A 25,229-nucleotide genomic window follows, 5' to 3' on the forward strand; every position below is an offset into this window, starting at 1 on the left:
TAGTCGCGTTCGTGCATATGTCTGCTTTGTATCAATTTCAGAGAATGCCTTTGCGGCGAACGGCACCCGCAAGATGTCATTCGCCGTCTTCCACGTCAGGGTTTGAAAAATGTATGGGCCAAGGGCGACCCGATGATAAGTCAGGATGGCGTGGTTCAGATTCTGGCGCACTATACCTGTCACGGGCTTTGTCGATCTCCGTAAGGCAACGAGCGGCTGGGTCGTTTTTGCCTCCTTCGACCGTGAGAGCTAGCAGCTCTTTACGCAGCAACGTCGATGGCACAGGCACGACTTCATAGGCGCCGCGCCAATCCTCAGATGGGACGCGGGTAGTCACGGCGACTTCGACAGACCGCCAGCCCAGGAAGGATCGCTTTGTCGCGATTTCACATTTGACAAGCAGCAGTATATCGTCCGGCGACGGATGCTGGGCCAAGCTGCGAGCGAGTAGAGCTTGTTCGTTGTTTCTTGGTCCATCCAAGAGCAGGTCATGCACGTAGGCACGCGTGTCGGGATTATCCCGGAGCAGGTCCGCGAGCTCATCTCGCAGTCGCATTTGGTCATGCGTCTTTTCGTTGAGGTTTCCTGATAAGACCAGATCAACTATTCTCCGGGCCGAGGCATCGCCTCCGAAGTTCATGGCAGACTTCCGCCACTGGTAGTCCTGAAACAGACGTGGATCGTTTTCGGCTAGCTTGAATAGCACGCTCTGGCCGCCCTCAGGCGAAGAGAGGCAGATGTTACGGATCATTTCTTCAAGCATCCGCGGACTTCTATGAGCGTCCGGCAGGCTTGAGATGATTTTAGGTATCTGCGCGATTGGAGTTGCGAAGGGCAATAAACGCAGCCAATCTCGGAGCTGATAACCGTCACCGTCCGTCAGAATCCAAGCCTTCGTATTCGCCTCGTCAATCGTTTCCTCGATTCCTGCCGCTATGAGGTCAATGGAGACTTCTTCTCCCGACAAGACAATGCTTAGGAGAAGCGCGGCGCGCGATTGACGCTCCGCAAGGGCAATCAGCTTTTCGAAAATTCCATTACAGTCGCCGTGTGGCAGGCGCGCGCCGACACAGCCGAGAACCACGGCGCGGTTCTGTTGCTCCTCCGTTGTGCCCTCTGCGATCAATGTTTCGACGGCAGTGAAAATCGCGTTCGCCTCAGGACAACTTTCTTCTGGCTTCGCCTGCCGCGCCGCACGTCGGGCGCTGACCCCTGAAAAATCCACGCCGCCTATAAGGCTGCGGTCTTCAGTCGGATCGTTCTCATTTATCCATTGGACGGCCAGGACGCGCGCGGCGTTTTTGCCGAAATGCTCGTCTGTCAGGTAGCTCGCCGCCACCTTGAATGTCTCTGGAGCGTGTATGGCGATCATTGCGGCTTGGTATTCGTGCGTGTGGGGATTCTGCGCTTCACGCACCGAATTACTATCTCGCCATTTGCTTGCCTTCGCGGCCTCACGAAATTCATGATAGCGGCGCAAATTGTCATCCAGCAAGCGCTGGAGCGTCGGAAGTAATGTTGCTGCCGGCGCTTGCTGGATCATGCTGGCAATTGCCGCCTTGTCATAACGGGGAATATCGTCGGCCGCTAAGAGCCGGTCCGCCCAAGTTTGCGCCAGCTTGCCGATCATGTCCAAGTCGTCTGCATCGAACGGGCGCTCGCGACGCTCATTGGATGCGGGTCTCCATGAGAAAAGGGCGGCGAGGTGCGCTAGCTCTACATCTTTCGCCGCGTCAGACTTGGTGACAACGGCAGCCACAAGGCTTTCGCCTCGGGTAAGAGATAAGCGTCGCCGCAAGATGGAGTAACGATCGCTGGCCGCTCTATTGAAACTTCCATTTCCGTCGCGCAACTTGGATCGCACGTCAAGGTAGGCGTCAATCATCGCGCCCACCGCTTTGGGACCGAGAACTGATGCCGCTGCATTGGCCTTGTCATCGTACGAATTGGTTTCGGACAATGCGATTTTCAGCAGGTCGTCCTCTTCTAGCACAAGATGGCTAGCCGCAAGAATGTCGTCCGCGCCATAAAACAGTTCGTGCCCGGCGCGCAGGCGATTAAGTACCGCCTCGGCAACTGCCTCGGGATAGCGCTCATTCAGTTCCCAAATCAATCCGCGATGATTGTCCTCGCGCCCGTCGATATCGAGGCTTGTCAGAAACGCGATAATCTCGCTCGAGATGTCCTCAGACGGTTCTGTCCATATAAGATTATTCAATCGCTCACCTGGCGATAGTCCAGCGGCCTTTTGCCTTTCACGGGCCATGGTTAGCCTTGCCTGGATTGCTGCATCGCCGATGCCCTCGATGTAAGATTTCCGGACAAGTGAATCGTAAACTGAGTCGTCGGCGTCGCATAGGAGGTCAGACAGATGACGGTCGGCGCGACGGAAGGACAGGGCGTCGGCGACGCTAACCTTAACCTTGAGATCGGCGTCGGCTTTTGCCACGGCAGTTACGAGGTCGAGACCGTCCATTCCGCTGTTGCTGGCTATCTCTGACAAGACGTGTCTGCGCACGGAGGCCGGCAGACCTGCGAGCCGTTCTGCTGCGTCGTTTCCTAGCACTGACGGCCGAAATTTATCGACAGCCCGAAGAGCGCTGAGATGGATCTGATCGCTTTCGTGCGTAAGTTGTGGCCAGAGAAGATCAATGAATTCGGGCCGACCGGTCGAGATCATGAAGCGGAAGGCGCGATCCAGCTTGCCCGGCGTATGCCAGCGCTGGAGACGCGATTGGACTTCACCAGCGACTGCGTTCCAGACTGCATCGTTGGCTCGGAAGATCATTTCCGCTGCGAGCATAGGGTCGACACCCAAGGCGGCCAATATAGCGGTGGTGCAGGCCTTTTGCTGTGCCTCGTCACCCCGTGCGGTGCGCTCCACCGCGAAGAGTATTGCTTCCGTCCAAGGGCGGCGATCCAGCATTTCCGCTCGCAGTCTGTCCAGAGCGACAGGATCGTCTACTGCCATCGCTATCAGGCGCTCGACTTCATGAGAGGCGAACCATTCCTGAAATTGTTGGTGCTGGAATGAAATACCGGCAGTATCACCCGAACGAACCAGAACGTGCGCGCTGACAAGCGTATTGAGCAACTCGTTCGGTTGGATCGACACAAAGGATAACTGATCCGTCTCAACAAGGTTGCGGGAGACACTGTTAACCACCCTCCGAGCTGCCGTGTCGGTAACTGACGTGTTGGCATCGGCAGTCATGGTGACTGCAAGGCGTTCGAGATATAGTTCTGGGAACCCCTCGGTCCCATCCATCAACGCCGCTCGACTTCCCGCGTCCTGCTCGAAAGCGGAAACGAAACGCCGTAGCACTTCTTCTTTCGTAGTGGGGAATGGCTGACCATCAGGCAATGCCAGCAGCGAAGTCAGATAGAGCGGGATGGACACAAGTTCCCGCACCCCTGGTGATCGCCAGGCCTGATCGACCAACCTCTCCCCGGTCTCGCCCCGAATCTCGCGGGCAATGGCCATCTGCTGTTCACCACCGAGTGACAGCAAGTCGACCCGCGTTCCGCCGAAGGGAATGTCGAGCGCTTGCCGTCTGGTGGAAATGACCAACCCGAGTTCCGGCAGCTCCGCTTTGAGCCGGGTAATCTCGACACGGGCGCGCTCCCGCGCCGCACCATTCAGTTCGTTCCAGCCATCGAGCAGCAGCACCACGCCGGGCGCGCCAGCGGCTCGGTGAAGGTCAGTTTCTGATATTCCGGAATAAGTTGCGCGCTTCAGGACCGACCCGAGCAAGCTGTCTTGTAATGTGGCCCATTCTCCAAGAGGAACTATGATTGGCGACCCGGCTTGGGCATTTACCACACCATTGGCGAGCTGGAAGATCGTGGTTGTCTTTCCCATGCCGGGAGCGGCAACAAGGATGAGGTCTTCAAACGTAGTGACCGCTTTTGCCAGTGCGTCGGTGCTGAGAGGGTCTCTGATCTGGTCGATTTTTAGCGTGAGCGGGATTGTACTCGATGGCCAAGTATCTGCCTTTCGAAACACCGCCAGATCAGCTGTTGCGGCCTGCTTCAACCGTGCGCGCAGCTCCTCATCGGTTGGTATAGTTGGAGCAGGCGGGAAGGGCACCTTTTCAACTATGCTGCGCCAAGTGGCCTCATTCGCTTGCCGCTTCCACTCGATGAGCAGCTTTTCAGTGAAATACGGGTCCTTCGAGTCTATCGCCTTGGCGCAATCCTTGCAGAGCCAGATGCCGTTGTTGAGCGACTTCCGTTCGTCACTCGTCAGACTTGCGTTATATCGCGGTCCACCGGGGGCGGCTGCGGTGATATGTGAAGCCTCACCTATGCTGATCGTGGTTTTTCCATCGGAACTGGCCGCGCTCGTGATCCCGCGACACGAAGGGTTCGAACAATGATGCCCCGATTGCTTTTCGAGAAGCCGCTTAGTCGGTGCGGAGAATTCGTCTCTGTTTGTGTTCTTAGCCATCGATCAGCACTTTTTATCGGTTTCGCAACCGCGGGAGGAATCACATTTCGTTAGCAACGTATCCTGCCGTCGCAGATTGTGCACGGGACGCGTCGTATCTGCCTTCGCCAATTCTCTCCATGTATTGAGACACGAGGCTTTGCAAACGTCCGCTTCCGCTTGAAGCACTAAAAACAGCCAAGCCGGAATCGGCGTCAAACCTGTCATTCGTCCTTGCCGCAGCGAACTTCTGCTTCCCGCCCCCCGTGTCGGTGCCTGGCGCCATGCTGCGCCTTACACGAATGTCGTGAAAGGGCTGACAGCAGCCGCTAGCGCCATTTGGGACTGAGCTGCTGACGCTCGTCGCGAGCCCGACCAAAGAAGTATAGCGATGCCCATTTTGAAACCTGTCCGGGAGCGCGCCGCCCGCGTTCTGTGTAAGTTGGAAGTCCTTGAACCAAAACACAATGGAGGGGCGCCCATGTGGCGCTCTTTCCTCCCCGAGGTCGGCGCAGCTCTGAGGGCAATGCTACGGCCCTAAAGTTGGGAAGAATTGAAGGGCGTACCCTAAGAGCTCGGCTCCGAGCACTTTAAAGCCTCTTTAAACGACCTTTAAAGAACTCGGCAGACGGACATTTCAAACGGTTCGGGATGCGCTATAACCGAGTTTGAAATAGGAAGTGTCCCGTACTGCAATGCGAAGTGTCCCAAAATCACCTCGAGATTGGCACCAAAGGTGGGCGGCCTCGGGTCCAGTTCTGGCATATAAAACAGGGCGTTCGTCTAGAAAAATTTGCTGCAATGGGTGTTAGGAGACACTTGATATTGCAGTAACCGGAAGAGCCCGGATGAAGCCGGAAGATACCGGATGAAGCCTTGTGTAAAAGGGCTTTTAAGAGGGATTAAAGGCGTTTGAAGACCTAGAGCGTTTGTCTTTCAAAGACGACCGAAATCGCTCAAACTGAGACAACAGGCGTTTTTGAGACACTTCACCTTTCAAACTCCCCTCCCCGACTACGGCCCCTAAAAATAGCGCCTCGCGGGCCCGAGGCGTCCAGCAAAGGTCATTTTCTCTACTTCCGAACTAGGAACTAAGCAGCGTTGAGGCGTTCCCCTTCCTAGAAAGGGATTTTGTTATTGGTGACAATCTCTTGATCAATTTTGGCAAGGCTGAACCGCGCTGCGAACTAGGAACAGATTCTGGCCGTGTGAACGGGGTACTCTTTCCCCTGCCCTGCAGCACCAAGTAGAACGGTAGTTCTGCAAATTTACGAATGCTGCCGTTCTGGGGCGAAATCAGATCAGAACCACTGAGGTGCAATGCGTCAAACCCAAATTCACTGCAGCAGCAAAGATACAGAACGTGCGAACTCACGCATTGCGGACAAAGCGCCAACGCGCTGCGGCTGCGCCAATGTCAGCTCAACTCTAGTTTCCAAATCTTCCGCCGAGCCTCGTCTCGGCGTTCGTATTCCTCAATCGCACCGTCCAAATCATCCGGTGAAAGCGCGTCGGCACCTTGCGCGTGCCGGGTGATCTGCATCGTATACCAAGCAGTCACGCCCCCTTCAGGCGGGTTCTTGAATCGAGGAAACGGCGGTTCGGCCCGCTGACCAGCCAGCCAGTATGACGGCAATTCAGGGTCCACCACTAAAGCACGAGCCAAGCCAACGAGGTCGGCCTTGCCCTCTGCAATAGCACCTTCGGCTTGAGTTAACGTTTTGAAGCCGCCAGTCACCATTAAAGGTACACTGGTCTTTGCACGCGCGCGTCCTGCAAAATCTAAGAAATAGGGACCAGAGCCTGCACGATCAGAAGAGGATGCAGCTCCTGGGAAATAAGTGCCGCCACTGATGTCGATCAGGTCGATGGCAAGTTTGTCCATCGCGGCGATAACCTCAAGGGCCTCATCCTCGGCGAAACCGCCCTCAAGCTGATCAGTGGCGTTCAATTTGATACCCACAGGAAATTCCGGCCCAACGCCGTCGCGCACAGCGTCGATCACATCCAGCAACAGACGCATCCGGTTTCGTAGCGAACCGCCATAGGCGTCGTCACGTCGATTGAACAACGGCGACAGAAACTGGTTTAATAGGAACCCGTGCGCCGCGTGGAGTTCCACGCCACCGAACCCGAGCTCTTTGGCGAGCTTGGCCGTGCGGGCAAACTCGGTTGGCAGTGCCTCAATTTCATCCAAAGTCAAAGCGCCGCAGGTCAAGCTGGGCAAGTCAAGCGCGCTCGGTCCTTTTGGTACGCTGATTTGAGCGTCCGCCATCGCGCCTGCATGGCCCAGCTGCAACCAAAGCTGAGCGCCATCGGTTGCGCCTGCCTTCGCTAGGCGCACGAACTGATCACGATCCGAACAGTGGTTCACGATCAGATTACCGGGTTTCTCGGGATAGCAGGGAGTGCCTTGAACCTCACCAATGATCGACAAACCAAGACCGCCTCTGGCCCAGTGTCCATAGAGATTGACTTGGTCCTCGGTCGGATTGCCAGCTCCGTCGCCCAAAGAGTCAGACATTGCGGATTTGGCGATGCGGTTCTTGAGCGTCACGCCACAGGGCAAGGTCAGTGGTTGGGCGAGAGCGGAAATATGAGATTGGGTCATGGGGTGTATCCTGTTCTTAGCCCTGACATACGTCAAAGTGGCCGCTCGTGCAAAACGTAGCATTCCCCCAGATGGGCTCAGAGCCGCCTTGCGGCGGTACAGCGGGCTGGGACGGTTGCCGTCGCCGTTGCAAGTGACCGCAGGCAGCCCAAACCAGCCCCAAGCATCATCGATGCCAATTTGTGTCAGCCGACCTTCGCTGCGCAGTTAGCGAACTCACACACTGCGGGACAAACCTGACCTACAGCGTACTTGTCTGAATGTCCGCTCCCGTTCAGCTTATCAACTGGAGAGGTGTCTGCTTGAATTCACTGGGCGGAGCCCTTGGCATTCAAAAGGAGATGGGGGATCATGCGCTCCCTCGGTCACGGATATGATCTAGGAAGACTCTCAACCGAGCTGGAACATAGTCCCGACTGGGAAATACCGTCCAAACGGCCGTGTCGAAGCCTGTCGCACTCCCTTCGTAGTCGGGGAAAAGGTCGATAAGTCGACCAGTCTCTAAGTCCTCCGCCACTGTCCAATCGGCCAGTAGGGCAACGCCAAGTCCCTCGAGCGCTGCGCGCCGGACCGCCAAGGCGCTGGAGATTGCGAGCGTCGGATTTGGTCGTACTTCAATCAAGGTATCGGTCGGTGTTTTTCTGAAGCGCCAAGCCGAACCGAAACGTGGCAGAGCAAAGAAAATACCATCCCTGGTGGCCAGGTCCGATGGACTGTCTGGTGGTCCAGCTACATCCAGGTAGGCTCGTGCTGCGACTGCGTGATAGTGAACGTCAAACAGTTTCGAGACAATGAATGACCCTTCAACCTGCGGGCCGAGGCGCAGGGCGAGGTCAATGCCTTCGGCTGCAATGTCTATCTCAGCGTCGGTTAGGATAAGTTCAACCTCGACCCGAGGGTAGGCGGATCGAAACGGGCCGAGACGGGGAGTGAGCCAGCGCTCCCCAAAAGCAACTGACGTTGTGATCCTGAGAAGACCGGACGGCTCTGTCACCGCATCGCGGGCGATGTCCGCCGCTTCTTCTATAGCTTCAATAATTGATCCGACTTGTGCGAGGTAGAGCCGTCCCGCCTCTGTAAGGGCGAGCCGTCGCGTGGTTCTTTCAAAGAGTGTGAGACTGAGCGCCTGTTCGAGCGCTGCAACACGTCGGGATACAGACGACGGATCGACCCCTTCATCTCGCGCGACTGCCGCGAATGAACCTCTCCGTGCGACATCGGCAAAGGTCTTGAGAAGGTTTAGGTCCAAAGCCAATTCATTCCTGCATTTGATGCACGACAGAATGTCATGAAAGCCTGTTTCCCGCAAGATGCGCGCGTATCATGTTGAAGCCATCCAAACAGGAGGCATTGCCATGAACCGTATTCTTCAAATCGACAGTTCATCCCGACCAACCGCTCCGTCCGAAAGTGCCATCGAGGGTTCATTCAGCAGAGCGTTGGCGGATCACATCACTGACCAACTGTCCAGTGTGACCCCGAACGCCGAGATTGTGAACCGCGACCTAGTCGCAGATCCAATCGCTCATATCGCCGACCAGACCATCAAAGGCTACTACACTCCGCCAGAGGCGATGACTGACGATCTTCGAAAGGCGACTGCGCAATCGGATACACTGATCGCTGAACTCCGCGACGCGGATATTGTTGTGCTATCCGCGCCCCTCTACAACTTCTCGGTTCCGTCCGCGCTGAAGGCCTGGATCGACCAGATCGTTCGTATCGGACACACCTTCGCTTATGAGGACGGCCAGTTTCGCGGTCTTCTAGCTGATCGTCCGACCTACCTCGCGTTGAGCTACGGCGCAGGCGGTTATGCGCCAGGCGGGCCGTTGGAGAGCTACGATTACCTGCGTCCTTACCTGACCGGCCTGATGAACTTTATCGGTCTGACTTCGGTCGAGGTTTTCACCATTGAGGCTACGACCGTGCCGGATGCCCACGACATCCTGCAAGCAGCATTGGCTGACATTGATGCCAAATTGCCCGGTTCAATCGCTGCCTGAACTCCACTTAATCCCCAATCCAAATCAGGAGACTAATCCATGCTGAAATCAGCCATTGCTACCTTTGCCACAATTCTCGCGACTACGCCCGCGTTCGCGGAACCTGTTGAGTGGACCCTCGACCTTGGCCATGCCCATGTCGGCTGGGAGATCGACCATATGAACATGGCCAATACGGTCGGTCGGTTTGACACTTTCGACGGAACGTTTCTCATTGATGAAGAAGTTCCCGCAAACAGCGAGATCACTTTCACTATCGACGCCGCTTCGATCAACTCGAACCATGTCGGGCGCGACAATCATGTGCGCAACGCCGATTACCTGAACGTCACAGACCACCCAACCATCGACTTCACCTCTACCGAGGNGCGGATGCTAACGCCGACCACAGGCAAACTGATCGGCGACCTTACAATACTGGGCGTGACGGCCCCAGTCGAACTCGACTTCCAAATGGTCAACCGTCGGACCTACCCGGATTTCATCCCGAATTACGATGAAGTCGAAGTCGTCGGCTTCCATGTCACGGGCGAGATCGCGCGGTTGGACCACGGGATGGACTTCATTGCCTTTCTTGGTTCGCCCACCGGCTTCGTGGTCGATCTCGACGCCCGTTTTGATTTGGTTCGCTGTGACGGCGCTCCCGACACGAACGTCCCTTGCAATTGGGGCCGGGTAGAGGGCTTCACAGGCCCGAATGAGAGCTGATCCAATGCGCCGCTCAGATATTCCGGCGCGCTGGCCAGTCGTCATCGTCCTTCTACACTGGACGATGACGGCGGCCCTCCTTGCCATGATTTTGGGTGGTTTCGCCATGTCGCGGGTCGCAGAAGCGGCAGCGGAGGCGGGAGATTTTTCTCTCACCGTTTTGGGGATTCCAGTCTTCGAGGCCTACCAGCTTCACAAGTCTATCGGGGTCCTGCTTTTTGGACTCGTCCTGATCCGCCTTCTATTCAGAGTCGCTTTGCCAGAGCCCGACCTGCCAGAGCACACGAAAACGCCCGAAAGGTTCGCCGCGCGAGCGGCGCATGTGGGGCTCTACATGCTCATGTTCGGGTTGCCGATCTCTGGGTGGTTGCTGGTCGCATCGTCCCCGCTCGGGATACCGACGCAGGTTTTTGGTCTCTTTACCTTCCCGCACCCCATCGGCCCCGACGCCGGGCGGGACGCATTGTTCCACACGGCGCATTGGGCAGGGGCCTGGGCTCTCTGCGGGCTTGCTTCGGTTCACACGGCGGCAGCTCTGAAACACCACGTCATCAACCGAGACAGCGTGCTGGAAGCGATGCTTCCTGTTCGCCGGTCAAAAGACGAGAGGAGTGACATCCATGCAGAATAGACCTTCCGCAATCGCCCTTTTCATCATCTTGGCAAGCGCGGCATATGGACAGGATGCTTGGACAGTCGATCACGCATCGAGCCANTTGACCTACAGTGTCGAGATAGCCGATCAGACCGCGCAAGGTGCCTTTGGTAGCTGGGTCGCAGATATTTTCTTCGATCCCGAGCGCCCTGAGACAGGGCAAGTGCGGGTCGAGATTGATATGCCGACCGTTTCCATCGCCGACCCACGTGCGACTGCCGTTGCAAATGAGGCGTGGCTTTCTGTCGACGATCATCCGTTGGCCGTTTTTGTCGCTGACCAGTTCGATCTTGCGACGAACGGCACTCTCGTCGTGGTTGGCACCCTCACTCTCAAGAACATCGACGCGCCGATGACCTTATCGGGAACGCTGATTGTCCAAGGCGATACCGCGCAGGCTGATCTGTCCGGAGTTATCCCACGCCTCACATACGATATCGGTGCAGGCCAGGACGTGGTTTCCACCNACGTCACGGTTAATGCCACCCTAACGGTCCATCGCAGCCCCGAAGAAAACTAAAGGAGTATACCAATGACACAGACCATCAATCTTAGCGGCAGAACCGCTCTCATCACTGGCGCGAGCCGGGGTATTGGCGAGGCAACCGCCCGTCATTTCGCAAGCCTTGGAGCGAATGTGGTGCTTGCCGCCCGCTCCACCGACACTGTTGCCACCATTGCTGATGACATTGGCGCAAACGCCCTCGGACTGACCTGCGATGTGTCGGATTGGGGGCAAGCGTCGAACACCGTGGAACGAGCAACCGAGGCGTTCGGTGGTGTCGATATTCTCGTGAACAACGCGGGACTGATCGACCCCATCGCACGGATAGAAGACGCCGACCCTTTTGCATGGGGCAAAGTTGTGGACGTGAATGTGAAAGGTGCTTTCCACATGCTACGCGCCGTCTTGCCGGGAATGATCTCCGGCAGGTCAGGTCTCGTCGTGAATATCTCTTCCGGAGCTGCAACGTCGACGCTCGAAGGATGGTCGCACTACTGCGCCACCAAGGCAGCACTCTTTAGTTTGACGGGCACTGCACAAAAAGAACTCGGCCCGAAAGGCGTAAATGTGATTGGCTTATCGCCCGGAACTGTCGCCACTGATATGCAGCGCAGCATCAAGGCATCCGGCATCAACCCGGTCAGCCAGCTCGATTGGGAGCGCCATATTCCGGCAGACTGGGTTGCGCAGGCAATCGCCTGGCTCACCACCGATGCGGCGCGGAAATACGATGGGACTGATTTTTCGCTAAAGACTGATGCAGGTCGCCTTGCGGTTGGCCTTCCGGCGGATTGATAGACGACTTACGGAAGTGCGAACATTCGTGCGCTGTGCAGCATTGGTGGGTGTGGGCTCTCACCCGGCTTTCGCTGCAGGCTACATGAAAGGCCGCTGTTGGGAAATGGATCAAACTTTGCAAAGCCCACTCCCTGCGCATAGCCGCAGTTGCCCATGCGCCGCGATGGTCACGTGATCCTTCAAAGGCGGTGGATGACTGCTGTCAGCCCGAATGAGGTGCCCCTAGCTACCGGTGCACTCAACTCCGATACGTTGTAAGTCTCCGAATGATCGCATCCAAGCCAGCATCAGCTTGTAGCCTTGCCGCGTTGTGGCAAAACTATGCGTTCCCAGCACCTGATCGTTCTGGTCAACAACAGCAGCGACGTGCAAATCTTTGTGAGTATCGACGCCACCGACGACGGGTGAGGTTTGTGAGGGTTTGGCCATGCTGTCATCCTTTCCAGCTTTCGATTGAACGAACTTCATCGGAAAGAGTGCACGGACAGGACAGTCACGAGACCAAGCGGTCAGGCCCTTCTTGGGTCACGCGGCATCTTCGAGACAAAGCCTCACCGCAAGGCGTTCCCGGGCGGTCGACAGGTCCATCTCCGCATCAAACCAGATCGACAGCGAACCACGCTGCTTCAGGGCTCTATTATAGTGTGACCAGTTTTTGGTCTTGTAATTCGTAGAGGGCCAGCTGCTCATGGACGCCAGCTATCACGCTGGATTCATGTGGTGCATCCTAGGGGCACGATTTGTGCAACAAAGCCCTACCAGGGGACATCGCAAATACTTGGTGGCTCAATTCGTATAATTCAGGCATTGTCGCCCACGTGGATGATAAAGTCGTGTGTACGATTGAGCTCTCCTTCCCAAACTATGATGACATACCAAGATGACCAACTTTTTGCTGAAGAGCCCACGCTTAGTTTTTGTCCATCTGCCAAAGACTGGAGGGACTTCAGTACGAAAGGCTTTGGGTGGGGGCGTCGAGAGAAGGTTCTTTGGACATCTCCCCGATAGCTTTAGACACTTGTCCAGCTTTGCGGTCACTCGAGAGCCTAGAGCCCGTTTCCTCTCCGCTTTTCGGATGTTCAAGTATGGCAACAAGTTGGAACGAGACTACTACTCAGAACCGCGCTGGCCGGATCTGACCGTAACTAAAGCGCTGGATGTGATGGAGGATTCTAAGGTCGGGTTCGACCGCAGTCAGAGAAGTTTAGCTTGGAATCTTAAGCATCATTTGCTTCCCCAAACTCACCCCTTCAATTGCCTGGAATTTGCCAAAACGATACTCCGTTTTGAAAGTCTTGATAGCGATTTTTCATGCTTGTGTTCGGATTTAGGTATCACTGCTGAACTTCCACAGCTTCGTCGTTCTAATGGGAAGCAGTTCCCGGAAGAGCCTTGGGTTCCTGAAGACATTGATCGCTTTTACAACCTGTTTCAGGAGGACTACCTCCAGTTGGACTACAAGCCTGTAGCAACACCTCGAAAAAGCACTCCCTTGGTGGCCAAAGCAAGTATGCAACGATCTACTGACCGGACTTTATATACCCTCTGGCCGACCTATTTTTCCGATCAATCAGTCTTTGCGAATAATGCTGCAGAATCTTTGCCTGCAGTCGACTGTGCCTTAGAGCCATTTGCTGCCGAAGTTATTCCTGGTGATCAGAACGGCACTTGGGCGGGACGGTCGAAGGATTTGATCGATCACTTTCATAAGTTGCAACCTGAGTTCTCAGGGATGTCACGCCTGTCACATTTGCTAGCTTGTACAATCGTTGTGCTTCGGAGGGACGAGGCCTGCGAACCAGCCAGAAAGCTGTTTTGGAGGATTTTGGATGAACGGTTTGATGATATCCGTTCCGAGCTCTCTCTCCGGTGGCTCGTTTCAATTTCCGATACTATGGCTGATTTTGGGAGATCTTCAGGCGAGCGGGCGGTTGGATTGAATGCGAGTGTCTTTGCAAATAGCACAAAACTACACGAAAGTGAACTTAAGGTCTTCTACCCAAAGAGACCATGGCCTCCTAAAAAAAGGATGACTCCAGGTGGCGAACTGTTTGATGGTATGATCACTTTTTGGACAGAAAAAGGCGATTTAATTGAGAATATGTTTGCTCGATCTTTGAAAGTTGCCGAGTTGGAACCCACGGCAGGAAAAATTCTGGTTGAAGTTATCGATCGGTTAAAAAGGGGGCCAACTGTCTACCGAAGGTTCACTCGCATCGCGGGCAAAGAAACCGTCCCGATTCTCGAAGAAGAGGTGAGAAACAGAATTCGGCGCATAATGTCGAAAAAGCTCTAAGAATTTCCCGGAGAGACAATCAAAGTGATTACTTACGAATATAAGTTTTACTTGGGACCACATTCGCCTTTGTCCCTTCAGTTGCAGCGACTTCTTGCTTCCAACTCGGATCGTTTGGTTGAAGTTGATTCAGAATACCCAGCCGCAAAAATGCATAGAGAAGTTCTTGCGGAGTTTTTGAAGCTGCCAGCAAGTCAGCTGGCAGACGAAAATACCCACCAGATGTACGTTGACACCGTTCTAGAACACGACCGCACTAGGCGGGTCATCTACAATTTCGATGCTTTCTTGGGGAGTCGAAAAAGCTCTCTAGAATACGCGACTGCATATCCCAGTCTCGAAAGAAAGGTTTTCCCTCTACGGCATCTAACAAGTGCACAAAACGTCACGATCTTCATATGTCTCCAGAGCTATGCACAGTTCGTTGATAAAGAGTTGGAAGGTCATCCTGAGTTGCGCGAGCGGCTGTATTCTGACCCATACAACCTTACGTTTTCTTGGGTTCCGTTTGTTTCCCGCCTCCAGGAAGCTTGGCCAGAAGCAAACATTGTAATCTTTGACAGTCAGGATCTGGCGCCTAAATGGGCTGCTATTGTTGCTATGATATCGGGACACCCATTGGCTCACTTCTTCGCAAATATCACCGATTTTCCCTCCACATGTATGAACAGGAAAGGTCGCATAGCGTATCGAAGGCATATGGCAGTGGCTCCCTCGCAATCTCTTAGGGACTGGGTCGAAGCAACTTCCTTTTTCTGTCAGAATTACGGTTCCGGAAGTCATGCTCCTGCTCACAGCTGGGAAGAGACTTGGACGCCGGATCAACTAGCTTATTCTCGACAAGTACTTGAACAAGACTTTGAGAAGTTGCGGGTCCTAAAGAATGTTTCTTTGGCCAACGAACTCATGGTGAACTTGAAATGACATCTAAGCGGACACCGGATATTGTTTGTATTGGCGCTCAAAAAGCTGGAACCTCGTGGTTGCACGAGGCTCTGTCCACGCGACCTGATGTGTGGGTGCCCCCTTTCAAGGAACTACACTTTTTCGACCATAAGTTTATCGAGGAGTGTCGGCAGTGGGCGCCTTGGCATGTGAAGAAGGGCGTGAAACAAGCGCGGGTTTACTATCAATCCCAATTGACCAGGCACGACGACTCTTACCTGGAGTACCTAGATCGACTGGTTGAAAAGCCTTTTCTGAATGGCACCTGGTACAAATTTGTATTCTCGCGGGCAGGAGTTCACCAAAAATGTTTGGATGTCACGCCAGAGTACTCTTGTATTCCAGAGGATGGGGTAGACTTCTTCAGACGGTTCCTACCCGGCGTCAAAATTGTCTACATCATTCGGCATCCTATGGACCGCCTTAAGTCGCAACTGAGAATGACAGCATTTCGTCGGAAAGCCCTCCCATCATCAAAGGCTGAGTGGCTTGATTTACTTGACTTTCCTGCCCTGCAAACAAGAGGGGACTATTTGAATATAGTTCCACGATGGGATAGTCACTTTTCAGACGATCAGCTGCTATACCTACCATTTGGCCAAATCGCAGCAGATCCAGTGGGTTTCTTACGGACTGTAGAAGAGCATTGCGGGTTGCCGCCCAGAGAGTACAAGAAGGCGCACCGCCGAGTTCACCAAACGCAGAGTCTGGAGCTTCCGGATTTTGTACTCAAGCATTTGGAAGACATGTCCGCTCCACAATCTGAGTTCATCCAGGAGCGTTTTGGCCAAAAATTTTATATGTCGACGACATAAATCCATAGGAAGGCAAGACCCATGAAGGTAGATACTTCGATCTCTTCAACAAACGTTACATTGGATGCATCCAATATACACGAGGAAGCAATACCTTCGGTCTCTGCGCTGGTGACTTGTTTCAGCTCAGCCATCCAGTCTCTTGGCAACGCTATAGAAGACCTCTACGAGGATAGTGAAATTGAGGACGGGCGCCGCAAAGCGATGATGGCTTTGGTTCTGAAAATGGAAATTCTTTCTGACACGCTTAGTTCTCAATCAACAATTCTCGAACAGCTGAGATGCAACGAAGTTTCTCCCCTGGAAGTTGGCTTCCCTGAGTTCGAACACACGAGTTACTAGTCGAAAGCTCCTTAGCCTGGGCGATCCAAGTCCTATGTCAGTTGCCTCAGAGCCTAGCTTTTGTCTGACATCCGCGCCGTGGAATTCACTCCCAGCAGCGATGGTGACAGTCCTATCTTGCCGGAACTGCTCAACCAGATCCCCGAGGGCGAAGAGATCGGCACCGTGACCGCCGATGGGGCGTATGACACACGCCGTTGCCACGCCGCCATCATCGACCGTCAGGCCACGCCGATCATCCCTATCCGCAAAAACGGGCGGCCGTGGAAAGATGTAAGCGGTGCGCCGATCACACGTCTGCGGTGTAACTCCAGGGCATCAGGCTGCTGATGTTGGACTGCTTATGCCCGTTTGCGATGGCGGTCAGTGTTCGAGTGAGCCAGGCGTGCGGATCGACGGCGTTCATCTTGCAGGTTTCGATCATCGACGCGAGGATTGCCCAGTTCTGGGCACCGGCGTCATGCCCGGCAAAAAGAGCGTTCTTCCTATTCAGAGCTATAGGTCGGATTGTCCGCTCGACGGAATTGGAGTCCATTTCCACGCGGCCGTCGTCGAGGAACTCGGTCAGGCCTGCCCAGTATTTGGAGATGTAGTTCAGGGCCTCGCCGATGGGGGATTTGGCGGAGACGCGGGCGCGGTTTTCCTTGAGCCAGTTCTCCATTTGACCGACCAGCGGTTTTGAGCGCTCCTGGCGTGCCGCTTTTCGATCCTCCGGACATTGGCCCCGGATGTCCTTTTCGATGCGGTAGAGGGCCTGGATCTGGATCAGGCCATCGTCAGCAATCGGAGTGGCTTTGCCGGATTTGGCAACCTCGAAGAGTTTGCGCCGGGCGTGTGCCCAGCAATGGGCTAATCGGATCGTGTTCCCCTGACGCTTGAGCAGGCGGTTGTAGCCTGCGTATCCGTCTACTTGCAGGGTGCCGGCGAAGCCTTTCAGAATGTCTTCCGCGTATTGGCCGGACCGCCCCGGCGCATAGGTGAAGGCCACACCCGGCGGGTCGTCCCCGCCCCATGACCGGTCATCGCGGGCAAGCGCCCAGAAGTAGCCGGTTTTGGTCTTCTTGCGACCGGGGTCGAGCACTGGGGCAACCGTTTCATCCATAAACAGCTTGCCCGAGCGTTTCAGGTCAGCCATCAGCGCGTCAAAGACGGGACGCAGCTCAAAGCCCGCACGACCCACCCAGGCCGCCAATGTGGAGCGATCCAGATCGATGCCCTGACGGCTGTAGATTTGTGCCTGGCGATACAATGGCAAGTGATCGGCGTATTTGCTGACGATCACATGGGCAATTGTCGCCTCGGTCGGCATGCCGCCGGGGATCAGGTGTGCCGGAGCGGGCGCCTGGGCAATCCCTTCCTCGCAGGACCGGCATGCATATTTCGGACGGCGGGTTACGACCACCCGGAACTGGGCCGGAATGACATCGAGCCGCTCGCTGACATCTTCGCCAATCACATGCCGTTCCGCACCGCAGCCGCAAACCGTGCTCTCTGGCTCGATCACCTCTTCGATACGCGGCAGGTGCTTGGGCAGCGCTCCACGATTGGCTTTGCGCGGACGGGGTTTGCCCGTTGCCTGCTGGTCGTCGGCTTCCTCTTCTGCCTGGATCGCCTCCGTTGCCGCTTCGATGTCTTCCAGCGCCAGCTCAAATTGTTCAGGATCAACCCGTTCGGATTTTGATCCGAAGAGCACGCGCCTGAAGTCGGCCACCAGCTTTTCCAACCGGACGATACGGTCCTGATGACGCTGCTCACGCCCGTCTGACGCGATGATCATCGCCTTCAGAGCTGCCACATCGTCGGGAAGATCAGCCGCATCAATCATGGGGGGAGTTTACCATTTCCACCCATTGAGCGCCCTCGCAAAGCGGGGTCCGAGTCACTCCGCCGCAGTTGGCGGGCGCGCCGCCAGAGCCTTCACCTTGCGCCAGTCGAGCCCGGCAAACAGCGCCTCAAACTGGGCGTGATTGAGCGACATCAGCCCGTCCCTGATCGCAGGCCAGGTGAATGTCGTTTCCTCCAGCCGCTTGTAGGTCATCACCAGCCCGGTGCCGTCCCAATAGAGCAGCTTCAACCGGTCGGCCCGCTTGGAGCGGAACACAAACACGGTCCCTGTGAACGGCTCTTTGCGCAACTCGTTTTTCACCAGCGCCGCCAGCCCGTCATGGCCTTTCCGGAAGTCCACCGGATTGGTCGCCACCACGATCCGCACCCGGTTCGACGGGAAGATCATGAGACTCCATTCAAGGCATGAACAATTTCTGCGATCCGGCCCGGTGGTGTCTCCGCATCCAGCCGCACCATGGTCGCCCCGTGCGTAATCTCGACAGCTTGAGCGGATGCAGTCACCGGTTTCGCCGCTTCCGGTTCGATCACCACAGGAGCAAATTCAACTCCCGCCAAATCCGGCACCACCAACTTGCCCTCCTTGGCCAGACGCCGCCACGACGACAGATGGTTGGGGCGCAGCTCGTGCCGCTCAGCCACCTCGTTCACGGTCACACCCGGAACCAGCGTCTCGGCAACAACGCGCCCCTTGTAAGCATCGCTCCAGCGCCGCTTGCCAGACGGACCGACAATGACCTCCAGTCGGCCAATGTCCTCCATATGGTGCTCAATATGTCCTACCAAAGCCGTCTCCATTCCAAATCTACATGTGGAAACGGAATCGCAGATCAAGCATCCATCAGGAAGGTGGGGTTAAAGCACCGGATACGGAAAGATGGCTGCCCGGCGGCAATCACCCGAAACGAAACCCTTCGCGCCACCCGGCACTATGGCAGGGCGTTCTGGAAGCGGTGGACCGGATACCATGTCCGGAGCCGGGTCGAGGCGAAAATGCGGTGCCTCAAGGCCTTCGGCGAGCGCATCGCCGCAAGAGACCCGGACCGACAAACCGCCGAAATCCAGATCCGCATCGCCCTCATCAACCGTTTCAATGCGCTCGGCACCGCTGAGATCGTCCGCGTGGCATGACGTTGACGGGGAAAGGGGCAATCATGCCTCAGGCATGAGTTGCGCAACAATGCCGCTGGTAGCCGTCATTGATGCGGACTGGCTAAATAGTCGGCAAACCTCAATATAGCGCTCCTTGCTCCCCTCTCGCCACAGGCGCCCTCCCCTCGTTTTGGGACAGGTGCTTCTCCTTCTACTTTGTTTAGAACTAGGACCAGACAAACAAGAGGCCGCTTACTGCCCAAGCTGCAACTGCGTGGCCATTGCACAGTAGGGCTTACCAGCATAGCTGCAGTCCGGCCCCAAGATTTTGGTCGCGTATCCCAAGCGATTGAGGATCCCTGCGAAGCTTTTCCTGGTAAAGGTTATTGTGGATCTTGCTCCAACGGACTTGAGATATCTATTGGCGACCTCAAAGAGAGCCTCAAGGTTACGGCGATCATTAGCCTCAACCCTCGTCATTTCCCAAACTTCTGATGATACTGGCGCAGCCACACCGCTCAGGATGCCTGTTGGAATGCCAGGCAAAAGACCCGCTTCGGCATCTTTGACCAAATAACTAAATCCCGCTGTTCCATATCGCGTTTGGGCGGTGGTCGGCAAAAGCCTCGCATAGCCGGAAAGAACTCCATCTTCCTCCAGAAGGATGTAGACCGTCTCAGCACGATCATACTGGTCCCTCTCAATTCTTGTGGACCGGGGGATATCCCACCCCAAGTTTTCAGCGAAGAGTTCATATCGCCTCTGAAACTGGGCCTGCAAAAGCCCTCCATAAAGACCAGAGTTCTTTTCATCGACGACAATTGCATTGATCATGTTCAGCTCCAACGTGTTTACGCGGCAGACTATGCGCGTTTCACGTAGGGTCTGTGAGTGATTTATTAGTCTATAATTCGGTACTTATATGCCGAGAGCAACGCTGTCGCTAAGGTCGGAGCGGAGAGCTTGGCCATGACCCTTTCACGCAGAGCGCTAACTGCGCGTTGGGAGACCCCCTGGCGCTCTGCAATCTCTTTGTCTGTCAACCCTTCAGAGACTAGCTGTAGATACCTGCGGCCCAGCTCTGAGATCTCGGGGCCAGCCTTCCTCTTTTCGCACTCAATACACATCTTAGCCAGTAACCCGAAGAGCTCAAGCCGGTCGGCCTCAGAAAGTGACCTTTCATAGTGGGTTATACCAATGATTGCTCGGGTTCTGTTTACCGATATCGAAAGCACAGAACCGTTCACCATCCCTGAGGACCTAGCTGCCGAAATCACATCAGGCATGTTAGCCGGATAGAGTTCTAGCAGCTCATCCCAATTTTTGAATCCCTCATACTGGCTCCCCCATATGACCACGGGATCGCTGAGAATGTAGCTATTGGCCTGATACTCTTCCAACCAACTGTTTGGGAATGTCGTGATGATCTCGCTTGGGATACCCTGAATGAAATCAAAGCCTGCGGTGAACCCATGACTATCTACACGTTGACCGTAGGAAGATAACTCTCCCTTGAGTTGTTGCCATGCTCCAGAATTCATGCAAATGTTCCAATATTATACAAATTTATCGAAAAAGTATCAAATATGAACAACGATCCACTCTATGACTTGGCCATCAAAATTCTAAATAGCAGCCCGCGAGACGCTGCTCGGGTCGTCATTATTTGTCAGATTCTTCGCCGCTCTCGGAAGACAAAGGCTGGGCCTGTAAATGCTTGTGGAGAAACTTCAGCTCCTCCTGGGTCAGCTTCGACATCTCGTTGATAACCCCATCATAAATGGGTTCCTCTCGACGCCCCGTTAGAACGTAAGATATTGAAATTCCAGCAGCTTTGCACAAGACAATCACGTCTTGCATACCTGGGTTGCTACCCGGCTTCGTCATCCGGGATACCCGATCCCGACTCCACCCTAGGTCCTCAGATAGCTGAGTCACATAGAAAGCCCCAGCCGCCTTCTTAGCGGCAAGTTCAGCTTTCAACCTAGTACGCCAGTCTTCTTCCATCGTTTCTCAAACCAAGCAGCATTAAGCGCGACAGTACGACTTATTAGTCGAATTGACAATGCGCTTTTAATCGCGATAATGCTCACTATAAGTCGAATACATGCGGTTTAGGAACGCCATGACAGAGCAAAAGAAAAACGAAGTCGAGCGCAAGCGCATGGTCGCATCTTGCGAAAAGCGCCGTCAGAATCTGGAAATTTCTTTGCGGGGTTTCTCTAAAGAGGCTGGGCTAGAACCCTCCTACTACGGCCACTGGGTTGCGGGGCAATTCATGTTTCCCTCAGCACAAAAGCTACGAAAAATCCACGCCGCATTTGAGCGCCTAGAACAACTCGAAGAGTTTCGAGCCAGATTGGCTGAAGGAACTTAAAATGGCGAGAAACTTGGACACTCCCACGCTCAACCGTGCTTCATCCGAGGCCTGTATGCGGTTGAGCCACTACCCCAGCGATGCCGTGGATGCGTCGCTGGGGGCTTTTGACACCCCACGCCCGCTCACGGCGAAGACCGGCCCCGGCGCAGCCCTATTTTGGCTGAACCGGGGCCACATTATCCACCTGCCCTGGGCAAACTTTTCTGAGTTTTGGGACGATCTCATTGGCGGTGTTTGCGTCTGCATCTTCCCCCTGCTTCTTTTGTTTCTGGAGTTTGTGAAGTGACCGAAGAATTTAAAACCCGGCGCACGTCCCTGGCCCCCATAGCCGCCGCACTAGCGGGTGCGACCTCTGAGTATGCGGAACGCCGCCAGGAGGTCCAAGACGTCCATATGGATCTGTGCAGTGCCCGCCTGTGGGGCGCCCCCAACCTAGGCGAAATTTCGGCAAAATCTGATGCCGCCGTCGAAGCCATGAGCGCGGCACAAGAGAAGGTCGCCGACCTGATGGCCACCCTGCAGTCCACAGGCGCCCTCGCCAATTTCTACGCCTTCGTCTCAACCCAAGACCGGGCTGCAACCTGATGCCCGGCGCGCAGATCATAGAGGGTCGTTTCCCGGCCCCAGAGCGCGCCGAATTTGCCGGTCACGCCGCACAGAACGGCGGGCCTTCTTCAACTGAACCCAAGTTAACTGGAGCATCCACAATGACCCCTCCAAATTGGCAGAATGTTCAATCCCTGCCGGTCGCAGATATTGAAATAGAAGAGCGCCTGCGCATCGCCTCCGACACGGCAGTCGCCAGTATCGTTTCATCCATTCAGGAAGTCGGCAGCATCCTGCAACCCTTGTTGGTGCGCCGGGTCAAAACCGGCTATCGCCTGATGGACGGGCTGCACCGCCTGACCGCCGCGAAGCAGGTCGGCCTGGAAGAAGTACCGGTCAAAGTGAGCGATTGTACCAATGACCAGGCCATCCGTATTGAGGTTGATGCCAATGTGGCTGGTGCCCCGCTTTCGGCACTGGATATGGCGGTATTTCTTGCTGCCCATAAGGAGCTCTATGAGCGCGAAAACCCCGAGACGAAGCGAGCTTTCAAAGCCAACCAGGCAAGGCGTGGCGATTGTACTGACATAATGTCAGTACAATCATTTGCCTCCAACGCTGCAGAGGTGTTTGGCAAGGGTGAACGCCAAATCTTCCGCCTGATCAGCGTGGGCGAGAAGCTCTCCAGAGAAGAAATCACCCTCCTCCGCAAAGCCCCAAAGAAGGTGCAGTTCAAAGACCTGGAACACATCGCCAAATGCGGCGAGCCAGAAGACCGGAGCGCGATCTGCATGGCCCTGGGCACCGGAGAAGCCAAATCAGCAAAAGAGGTGCTGGACCGCAAAAAGGCGGCAGGCGCGCAGGTACAATCCACCACGGGGCAGCAGGTCTCAAAGCTCAAAGACGCCTATTCCCGCGCCAAGAAGGCCGCCCGGAAAGAGTTTGTCAGACTGCATTGCGATGAGCTGATCGAGCTGATCCACGAGATTGCCTTTGAAGAAGACAAGGCGGCCGAGGTTGTCCCCTTCACCAGCACGCGTGAGGCGGGGCAATGAGCGTGGATATCACCCCTGATCAGGAATGGTGGTCTGCAGAGCAGATAGCCGAGGCGCGCTTTCCTGGTCTGCCTGGAACGGCGCGAGGCGTGAACATCTTCGCCATGCGCGAAGGCTGGCGCGGTGCACCAGGGGCGATCATGCGTAAGCCCGGGCGCGGCGGTGGTCTGTTTTATCACTGGTCCGTGCTGCCCTTTAACGCCCGTTTAAAGCTGATTGAACGGGACGCAGAACGTAAAATTGAGCACCCGGAAGAGAGCCTGGATCGCGGTCGGGCCTGGGCGGAATACGAGAGCACCAGCCAGAAGGCAAAAGACACGGCTGCTGAACGGCTGGATGCGCTCAACAAAGTAGAGCTCTTGCACCTGAGCGGTGCGACCCATGTCGTGGCTGTTGAAGTGATCGCAAAGGAAAAGGATGTCAGTGCCCGCACGGTCTACAACTGGTTGGCAATGGTTGAAGGCGTAGCAGATGCGGACCGCCTGGCCTATCTGGCACCTCGCGCGCCAAAGAAGCGGGTCAAGAAAGAAGACCGTGCGCAGTACCTCCCCTTTATGGACTGGCTGCAAAGCGCCTTTCTGCGGCTGGAACAGCCGACCTTCGCGCAAAGCTATCGCGCCGCCACTCGGGAAGCAAAGCGACAGGGCTGGGACTACCCGATCCTGAAGACCGCCAAACGCTGGGTGGACGCCGAGGTGCCGCGCACCACGCAGGTGTTCAAGCGCCAGGGTATGAATGGCCTCATGCGCTGCTTCCCGGCGCAGATCCGCGACCGGTCCTCTCTATCTGCCCTGGAAGCGGTCAACGCCGACTGTCACAAGATCGATGTCTTCGTGAAGTGGCCAGATGGCACGGTAAATCGCCCTCAGATCGTGGTGTTCCAGGACCTCTACTCAAACAAGTTCCTGTCCTGGCGGGTGGATCACGACCCCAACAAGGTCATGGTAATGGCAGCCTTTGGTGAGATGGTAGACAAATGGGGCATTCCCAAACGCTGCCTGTTTGATAATGGCCATGAGTTTGCCAACAAGTGGATGACAGCCGGGGCCCCTACGCGCTTTCGATTTAAAGTCCGTGAGACCGATCCAGTTGGCGTGCTGCCACTCCTGGGCATTAAGATGCATTGGGCGACGCCAGCGCATGGGCAGGCAAAGCCAATTGAGCGAGGCTTTCGTGACATTGCCAGCGACGTGGCAAAGGATCCGCGCTTTGCCGGTGCCTACGTTGGCAACCGACCCGAGGCCAAGCCGGAGAACTACGGCAGTCGTGCCATCCCGCTGGAAGAGTTTCTTGAGGTTCTGGAAGAGGGCTTTGAAGAGCACAACGCCCGCCTTGGGCGGCGGTCTGACACTGCAAATGGCCGTTCCTTTGATGAGACCTTTGCCGAGAGCTACGCCAAAACCACGCGCCCAAGGGCAACAGAAGAACAGCGCAATCTCTGGCTCATGGGACAAGACACCAAGAAGCTGCACAAACAAAACGGCAGCCTCACCTTCCACAAGAATATCTATCACTGTGCCTGGATGAGCCAGGAAGCGAACAAGAATGTAGTTGTCCGCTTTGACCCTGAGGATCTGCACAGCGGCGTCCATATCTACGCGCCCTCCGGCGAATACATGGGCTTTGCTGAGTGTCAGCAAAAGATCGGCTTCTTTAGCCATGAAGACGCCAGGGCGACCGCTAAGAAGAAGCGCGCGATTGTGAAGGCAGAGAAGAAACTGGCAGAGCTGCACGCACCCGTTTCTCCGGAACAGCTCGCAGAGGATCTGAGGCAGACCCGCGCCCAAACCAAGGTCACGCCCTTGGTAGAAGCCAAAGTCGTGTCCCCAGTCTTTGCCAATCGCGTATCCGCCTCCAACTTCCGGGACCACAACTCCCCGGCAGCCGAGGCCGCACAGGATGCCCTCATTTTTGAGATGAGCACGGCCAAACAGAGACGCAAACCCAAAGCAGCACCAACAGAGAAGTTCGCAGTGGCGAAAGATCCGGATGCGCGCTTCCACCAGGCGCTGGAAATCCAGGAACGGCAAAACGCGGGCGCTCCGGTGGGCGAGCGGGAGGCGAGCTGGCTGGACGGGTATCAGACCCACCCGGAATTTGAGGCTCGCATTGAGCTTCACAAGAGCTTCGGCAGCAACGACGCCGGATAGATAATCAAAAAGAAGAAGCCGTCGCCTGGCTTGGACCCCGTGGCGACGGCA

23 protein-coding genes and 4 pseudogenes are annotated in these 25,229 nt (G+C 55.6%); 16 read left to right on the top strand and 11 right to left on the bottom strand.

All coding sequences use genetic code 11. The features are described from left to right. Positions 1 to 76: 76 nt before the first annotated feature. From ARCT_RS0112795 to ARCT_RS0112810, 3 genes are all read right to left on the bottom strand, one after another. Entirely contained in the window at positions 77 to 4,450 is a 4,374-nt protein-coding gene (locus ARCT_RS0112795) for an NACHT domain-containing protein (RefSeq protein ID WP_027240444.1), read from the bottom strand. Positions 4,451 to 5,846: 1,396 nt separating this feature from the next. Further along, entirely contained in the window at positions 5,847 to 7,040 is a 1,194-nt protein-coding gene (locus tag ARCT_RS0112805; protein ID WP_027240446.1) for an NADH:flavin oxidoreductase/NADH oxidase family protein, read from the bottom strand. Between the two features lie 349 nt (positions 7,041 to 7,389). Continuing rightward, positions 7,390 to 8,289: a LysR family transcriptional regulator gene (locus ARCT_RS0112810; protein ID WP_027240447.1), complete on the bottom strand. Its 900-nt coding sequence runs from the start codon at positions 8,287 to 8,289 to the stop codon at positions 7,390 to 7,392. A 106-nt stretch (positions 8,290 to 8,395) separates the two neighbouring features. Between ARCT_RS0112810 and ARCT_RS25990 the strand changes: the two genes are divergently transcribed. From ARCT_RS25990 to ARCT_RS0112835, 5 genes are all read left to right on the top strand, one after another. Beyond that, on the top strand, positions 8,396 to 9,046 hold the full coding sequence (locus ARCT_RS25990; RefSeq protein ID WP_027240448.1) for an FMN-dependent NADH-azoreductase: 651 nt from the start codon (positions 8,396 to 8,398) through the stop codon (positions 9,044 to 9,046). A gap of 39 nt (positions 9,047 to 9,085) precedes the next feature. Next, entirely contained in the window at positions 9,086 to 9,754 is a 669-nt protein-coding gene (locus ARCT_RS27095) for a YceI family protein (RefSeq protein WP_051360725.1), read from the top strand. Positions 9,755 to 9,758: 4 nt separating this feature from the next. Next, entirely contained in the window at positions 9,759 to 10,385 is a 627-nt protein-coding gene (locus ARCT_RS26000; RefSeq protein WP_051360727.1) for a cytochrome b, read from the top strand. Beyond that, positions 10,375 to 10,929, top strand: a complete 555-nt coding sequence (locus tag ARCT_RS0112830) for a YceI family protein (protein ID WP_027240449.1) — start codon at positions 10,375 to 10,377, stop codon at positions 10,927 to 10,929. Before ARCT_RS26000 ends, ARCT_RS0112830 begins: the two co-directional genes overlap by 11 nt. 12 nt (positions 10,930 to 10,941) lie before the next feature. After that, complete coding sequence (locus ARCT_RS0112835; protein ID WP_036784856.1) at positions 10,942 to 11,709, top strand: SDR family oxidoreductase; 768 nt, start codon at positions 10,942 to 10,944, stop codon at positions 11,707 to 11,709. A 228-nt stretch (positions 11,710 to 11,937) separates the two neighbouring features. On the opposite strand, the pseudogene ARCT_RS27545 reads toward ARCT_RS0112835, so the two are convergent. Then, a pseudogene (locus tag ARCT_RS27545) lies at positions 11,938 to 12,141 on the bottom strand (IS110 family transposase); the annotation flags it as partial. A 156-nt stretch (positions 12,142 to 12,297) separates the two neighbouring features. Next, a pseudogene (locus ARCT_RS27990) lies at positions 12,298 to 12,402 on the bottom strand (IS5/IS1182 family transposase); the annotation flags it as partial. A gap of 190 nt (positions 12,403 to 12,592) precedes the next feature. On the opposite strand from ARCT_RS27990, the gene ARCT_RS27100 reads away from it, so the two are divergent. The 5 genes and pseudogenes from ARCT_RS27100 to ARCT_RS27550 all read left to right on the top strand — a co-directional run. Next, the gene (locus tag ARCT_RS27100) at positions 12,593 to 14,008 is read left to right on the top strand and encodes a sulfotransferase family 2 domain-containing protein (RefSeq protein ID WP_027240451.1); all 1,416 of its coding nucleotides are present in this window, start codon (positions 12,593 to 12,595) and stop codon (positions 14,006 to 14,008) included. A gap of 81 nt (positions 14,009 to 14,089) precedes the next feature. Beyond that, complete coding sequence (locus ARCT_RS0112855; RefSeq protein WP_161631318.1) at positions 14,090 to 14,932, top strand: hypothetical protein; 843 nt, start codon at positions 14,090 to 14,092, stop codon at positions 14,930 to 14,932. Then, on the top strand, positions 14,929 to 15,768 hold the full coding sequence (locus ARCT_RS0112860) for a sulfotransferase family protein (RefSeq protein ID WP_027240453.1): 840 nt from the start codon (positions 14,929 to 14,931) through the stop codon (positions 15,766 to 15,768). Before ARCT_RS0112855 ends, ARCT_RS0112860 begins: the two co-directional genes overlap by 4 nt. 21 nt (positions 15,769 to 15,789) lie before the next feature. Then, positions 15,790 to 16,110 (top strand): hypothetical protein, encoded by a 321-nt coding sequence (locus ARCT_RS0112865; protein ID WP_027240454.1) that lies wholly within the window; start codon positions 15,790 to 15,792, stop codon positions 16,108 to 16,110. Between the two features lie 63 nt (positions 16,111 to 16,173). After that, positions 16,174 to 16,407, top strand: a pseudogene (locus ARCT_RS27550) (transposase); the annotation flags it as partial. On the opposite strand, the gene tnpC reads toward ARCT_RS27550, so the two are convergent. From tnpC to tnpA, 3 genes are read right to left on the bottom strand one after another with little or no spacing between them, the layout of a single operon-like run. Continuing rightward, positions 16,400 to 17,935 (bottom strand): IS66 family transposase, encoded by a 1,536-nt coding sequence (tnpC, locus tag ARCT_RS0112870; protein ID WP_027240455.1) that lies wholly within the window; start codon positions 17,933 to 17,935, stop codon positions 16,400 to 16,402. The pseudogene ARCT_RS27550 and the gene tnpC overlap by 8 nt on opposite strands. A 54-nt stretch (positions 17,936 to 17,989) precedes the next feature. After that, entirely contained in the window at positions 17,990 to 18,343 is a 354-nt protein-coding gene (gene tnpB, locus ARCT_RS0112875; RefSeq protein ID WP_027240456.1) for an IS66 family insertion sequence element accessory protein TnpB, read from the bottom strand. Then, positions 18,340 to 18,741 carry an IS66-like element accessory protein TnpA gene (gene tnpA / locus ARCT_RS0112880; RefSeq protein ID WP_240476315.1) on the bottom strand — a complete coding sequence of 134 codons (402 nt, stop codon included), beginning with the start codon at positions 18,739 to 18,741 and terminating at the stop codon, positions 18,340 to 18,342. Before tnpA ends, tnpB begins: the two co-directional genes overlap by 4 nt. A 78-nt stretch (positions 18,742 to 18,819) precedes the next feature. On the opposite strand from tnpA, the pseudogene ARCT_RS26010 reads away from it, so the two are divergent. Beyond that, positions 18,820 to 19,086, top strand: a pseudogene (locus tag ARCT_RS26010) (IS5/IS1182 family transposase); the annotation flags it as partial. A gap of 213 nt (positions 19,087 to 19,299) precedes the next feature. Here ARCT_RS26010 and ARCT_RS27105 read toward each other — a convergent pair. The 3 genes from ARCT_RS27105 to ARCT_RS28235 form a co-directional block, all read right to left on the bottom strand. Then, a complete protein-coding gene (locus tag ARCT_RS27105; RefSeq protein WP_051360731.1) occupies positions 19,300 to 19,881 on the bottom strand; it encodes an acyl-homoserine-lactone synthase in 582 nt (193 codons plus the stop codon). A gap of 65 nt (positions 19,882 to 19,946) precedes the next feature. Beyond that, positions 19,947 to 20,588 carry a helix-turn-helix transcriptional regulator gene (locus ARCT_RS0112895; protein ID WP_027240458.1) on the bottom strand — a complete coding sequence of 214 codons (642 nt, stop codon included), beginning with the start codon at positions 20,586 to 20,588 and terminating at the stop codon, positions 19,947 to 19,949. A gap of 121 nt (positions 20,589 to 20,709) precedes the next feature. Continuing rightward, positions 20,710 to 21,054, bottom strand: a complete 345-nt coding sequence (locus tag ARCT_RS28235) for a hypothetical protein (RefSeq protein ID WP_027240459.1) — start codon at positions 21,052 to 21,054, stop codon at positions 20,710 to 20,712. A gap of 118 nt (positions 21,055 to 21,172) precedes the next feature. Between ARCT_RS28235 and ARCT_RS0112905 the strand changes: the two genes are divergently transcribed. The 5 genes from ARCT_RS0112905 (at position 21,173) to ARCT_RS26025 (ending at position 25,178) form a co-directional block, all read left to right on the top strand. Continuing rightward, positions 21,173 to 21,424, top strand: coding sequence for a helix-turn-helix transcriptional regulator (locus ARCT_RS0112905; protein WP_027240460.1), 252 nt, complete (start codon positions 21,173 to 21,175; stop codon positions 21,422 to 21,424). A 1-nt stretch (position 21,425) separates the two neighbouring features. Then, positions 21,426 to 21,713 carry a hypothetical protein gene (locus tag ARCT_RS0112910; RefSeq protein ID WP_027240461.1) on the top strand — a complete coding sequence of 96 codons (288 nt, stop codon included), beginning with the start codon at positions 21,426 to 21,428 and terminating at the stop codon, positions 21,711 to 21,713. Further along, positions 21,710 to 22,012: a hypothetical protein gene (locus ARCT_RS0112915; RefSeq protein ID WP_027240462.1), complete on the top strand. Its 303-nt coding sequence runs from the start codon at positions 21,710 to 21,712 to the stop codon at positions 22,010 to 22,012. The genes ARCT_RS0112910 and ARCT_RS0112915 overlap by 4 nt, the downstream gene beginning before the upstream one ends. 122 nt (positions 22,013 to 22,134) lie before the next feature. Beyond that, positions 22,135 to 23,028: a ParB/RepB/Spo0J family partition protein gene (locus ARCT_RS26020; RefSeq protein ID WP_051360733.1), complete on the top strand. Its 894-nt coding sequence runs from the start codon at positions 22,135 to 22,137 to the stop codon at positions 23,026 to 23,028. Then, positions 23,025 to 25,178: a transposase domain-containing protein gene (locus ARCT_RS26025; protein WP_036784862.1), complete on the top strand. Its 2,154-nt coding sequence runs from the start codon at positions 23,025 to 23,027 to the stop codon at positions 25,176 to 25,178. Before ARCT_RS26020 ends, ARCT_RS26025 begins: the two co-directional genes overlap by 4 nt. The last annotated feature ends 51 nt before the right edge of the window (positions 25,179 to 25,229 follow it).

The sequence above is a fragment of the Pseudophaeobacter arcticus DSM 23566 genome (genome assembly GCF_000473205.1).
GTDB lineage: Bacteria > Pseudomonadota > Alphaproteobacteria > Rhodobacterales > Rhodobacteraceae > Pseudophaeobacter > Pseudophaeobacter arcticus.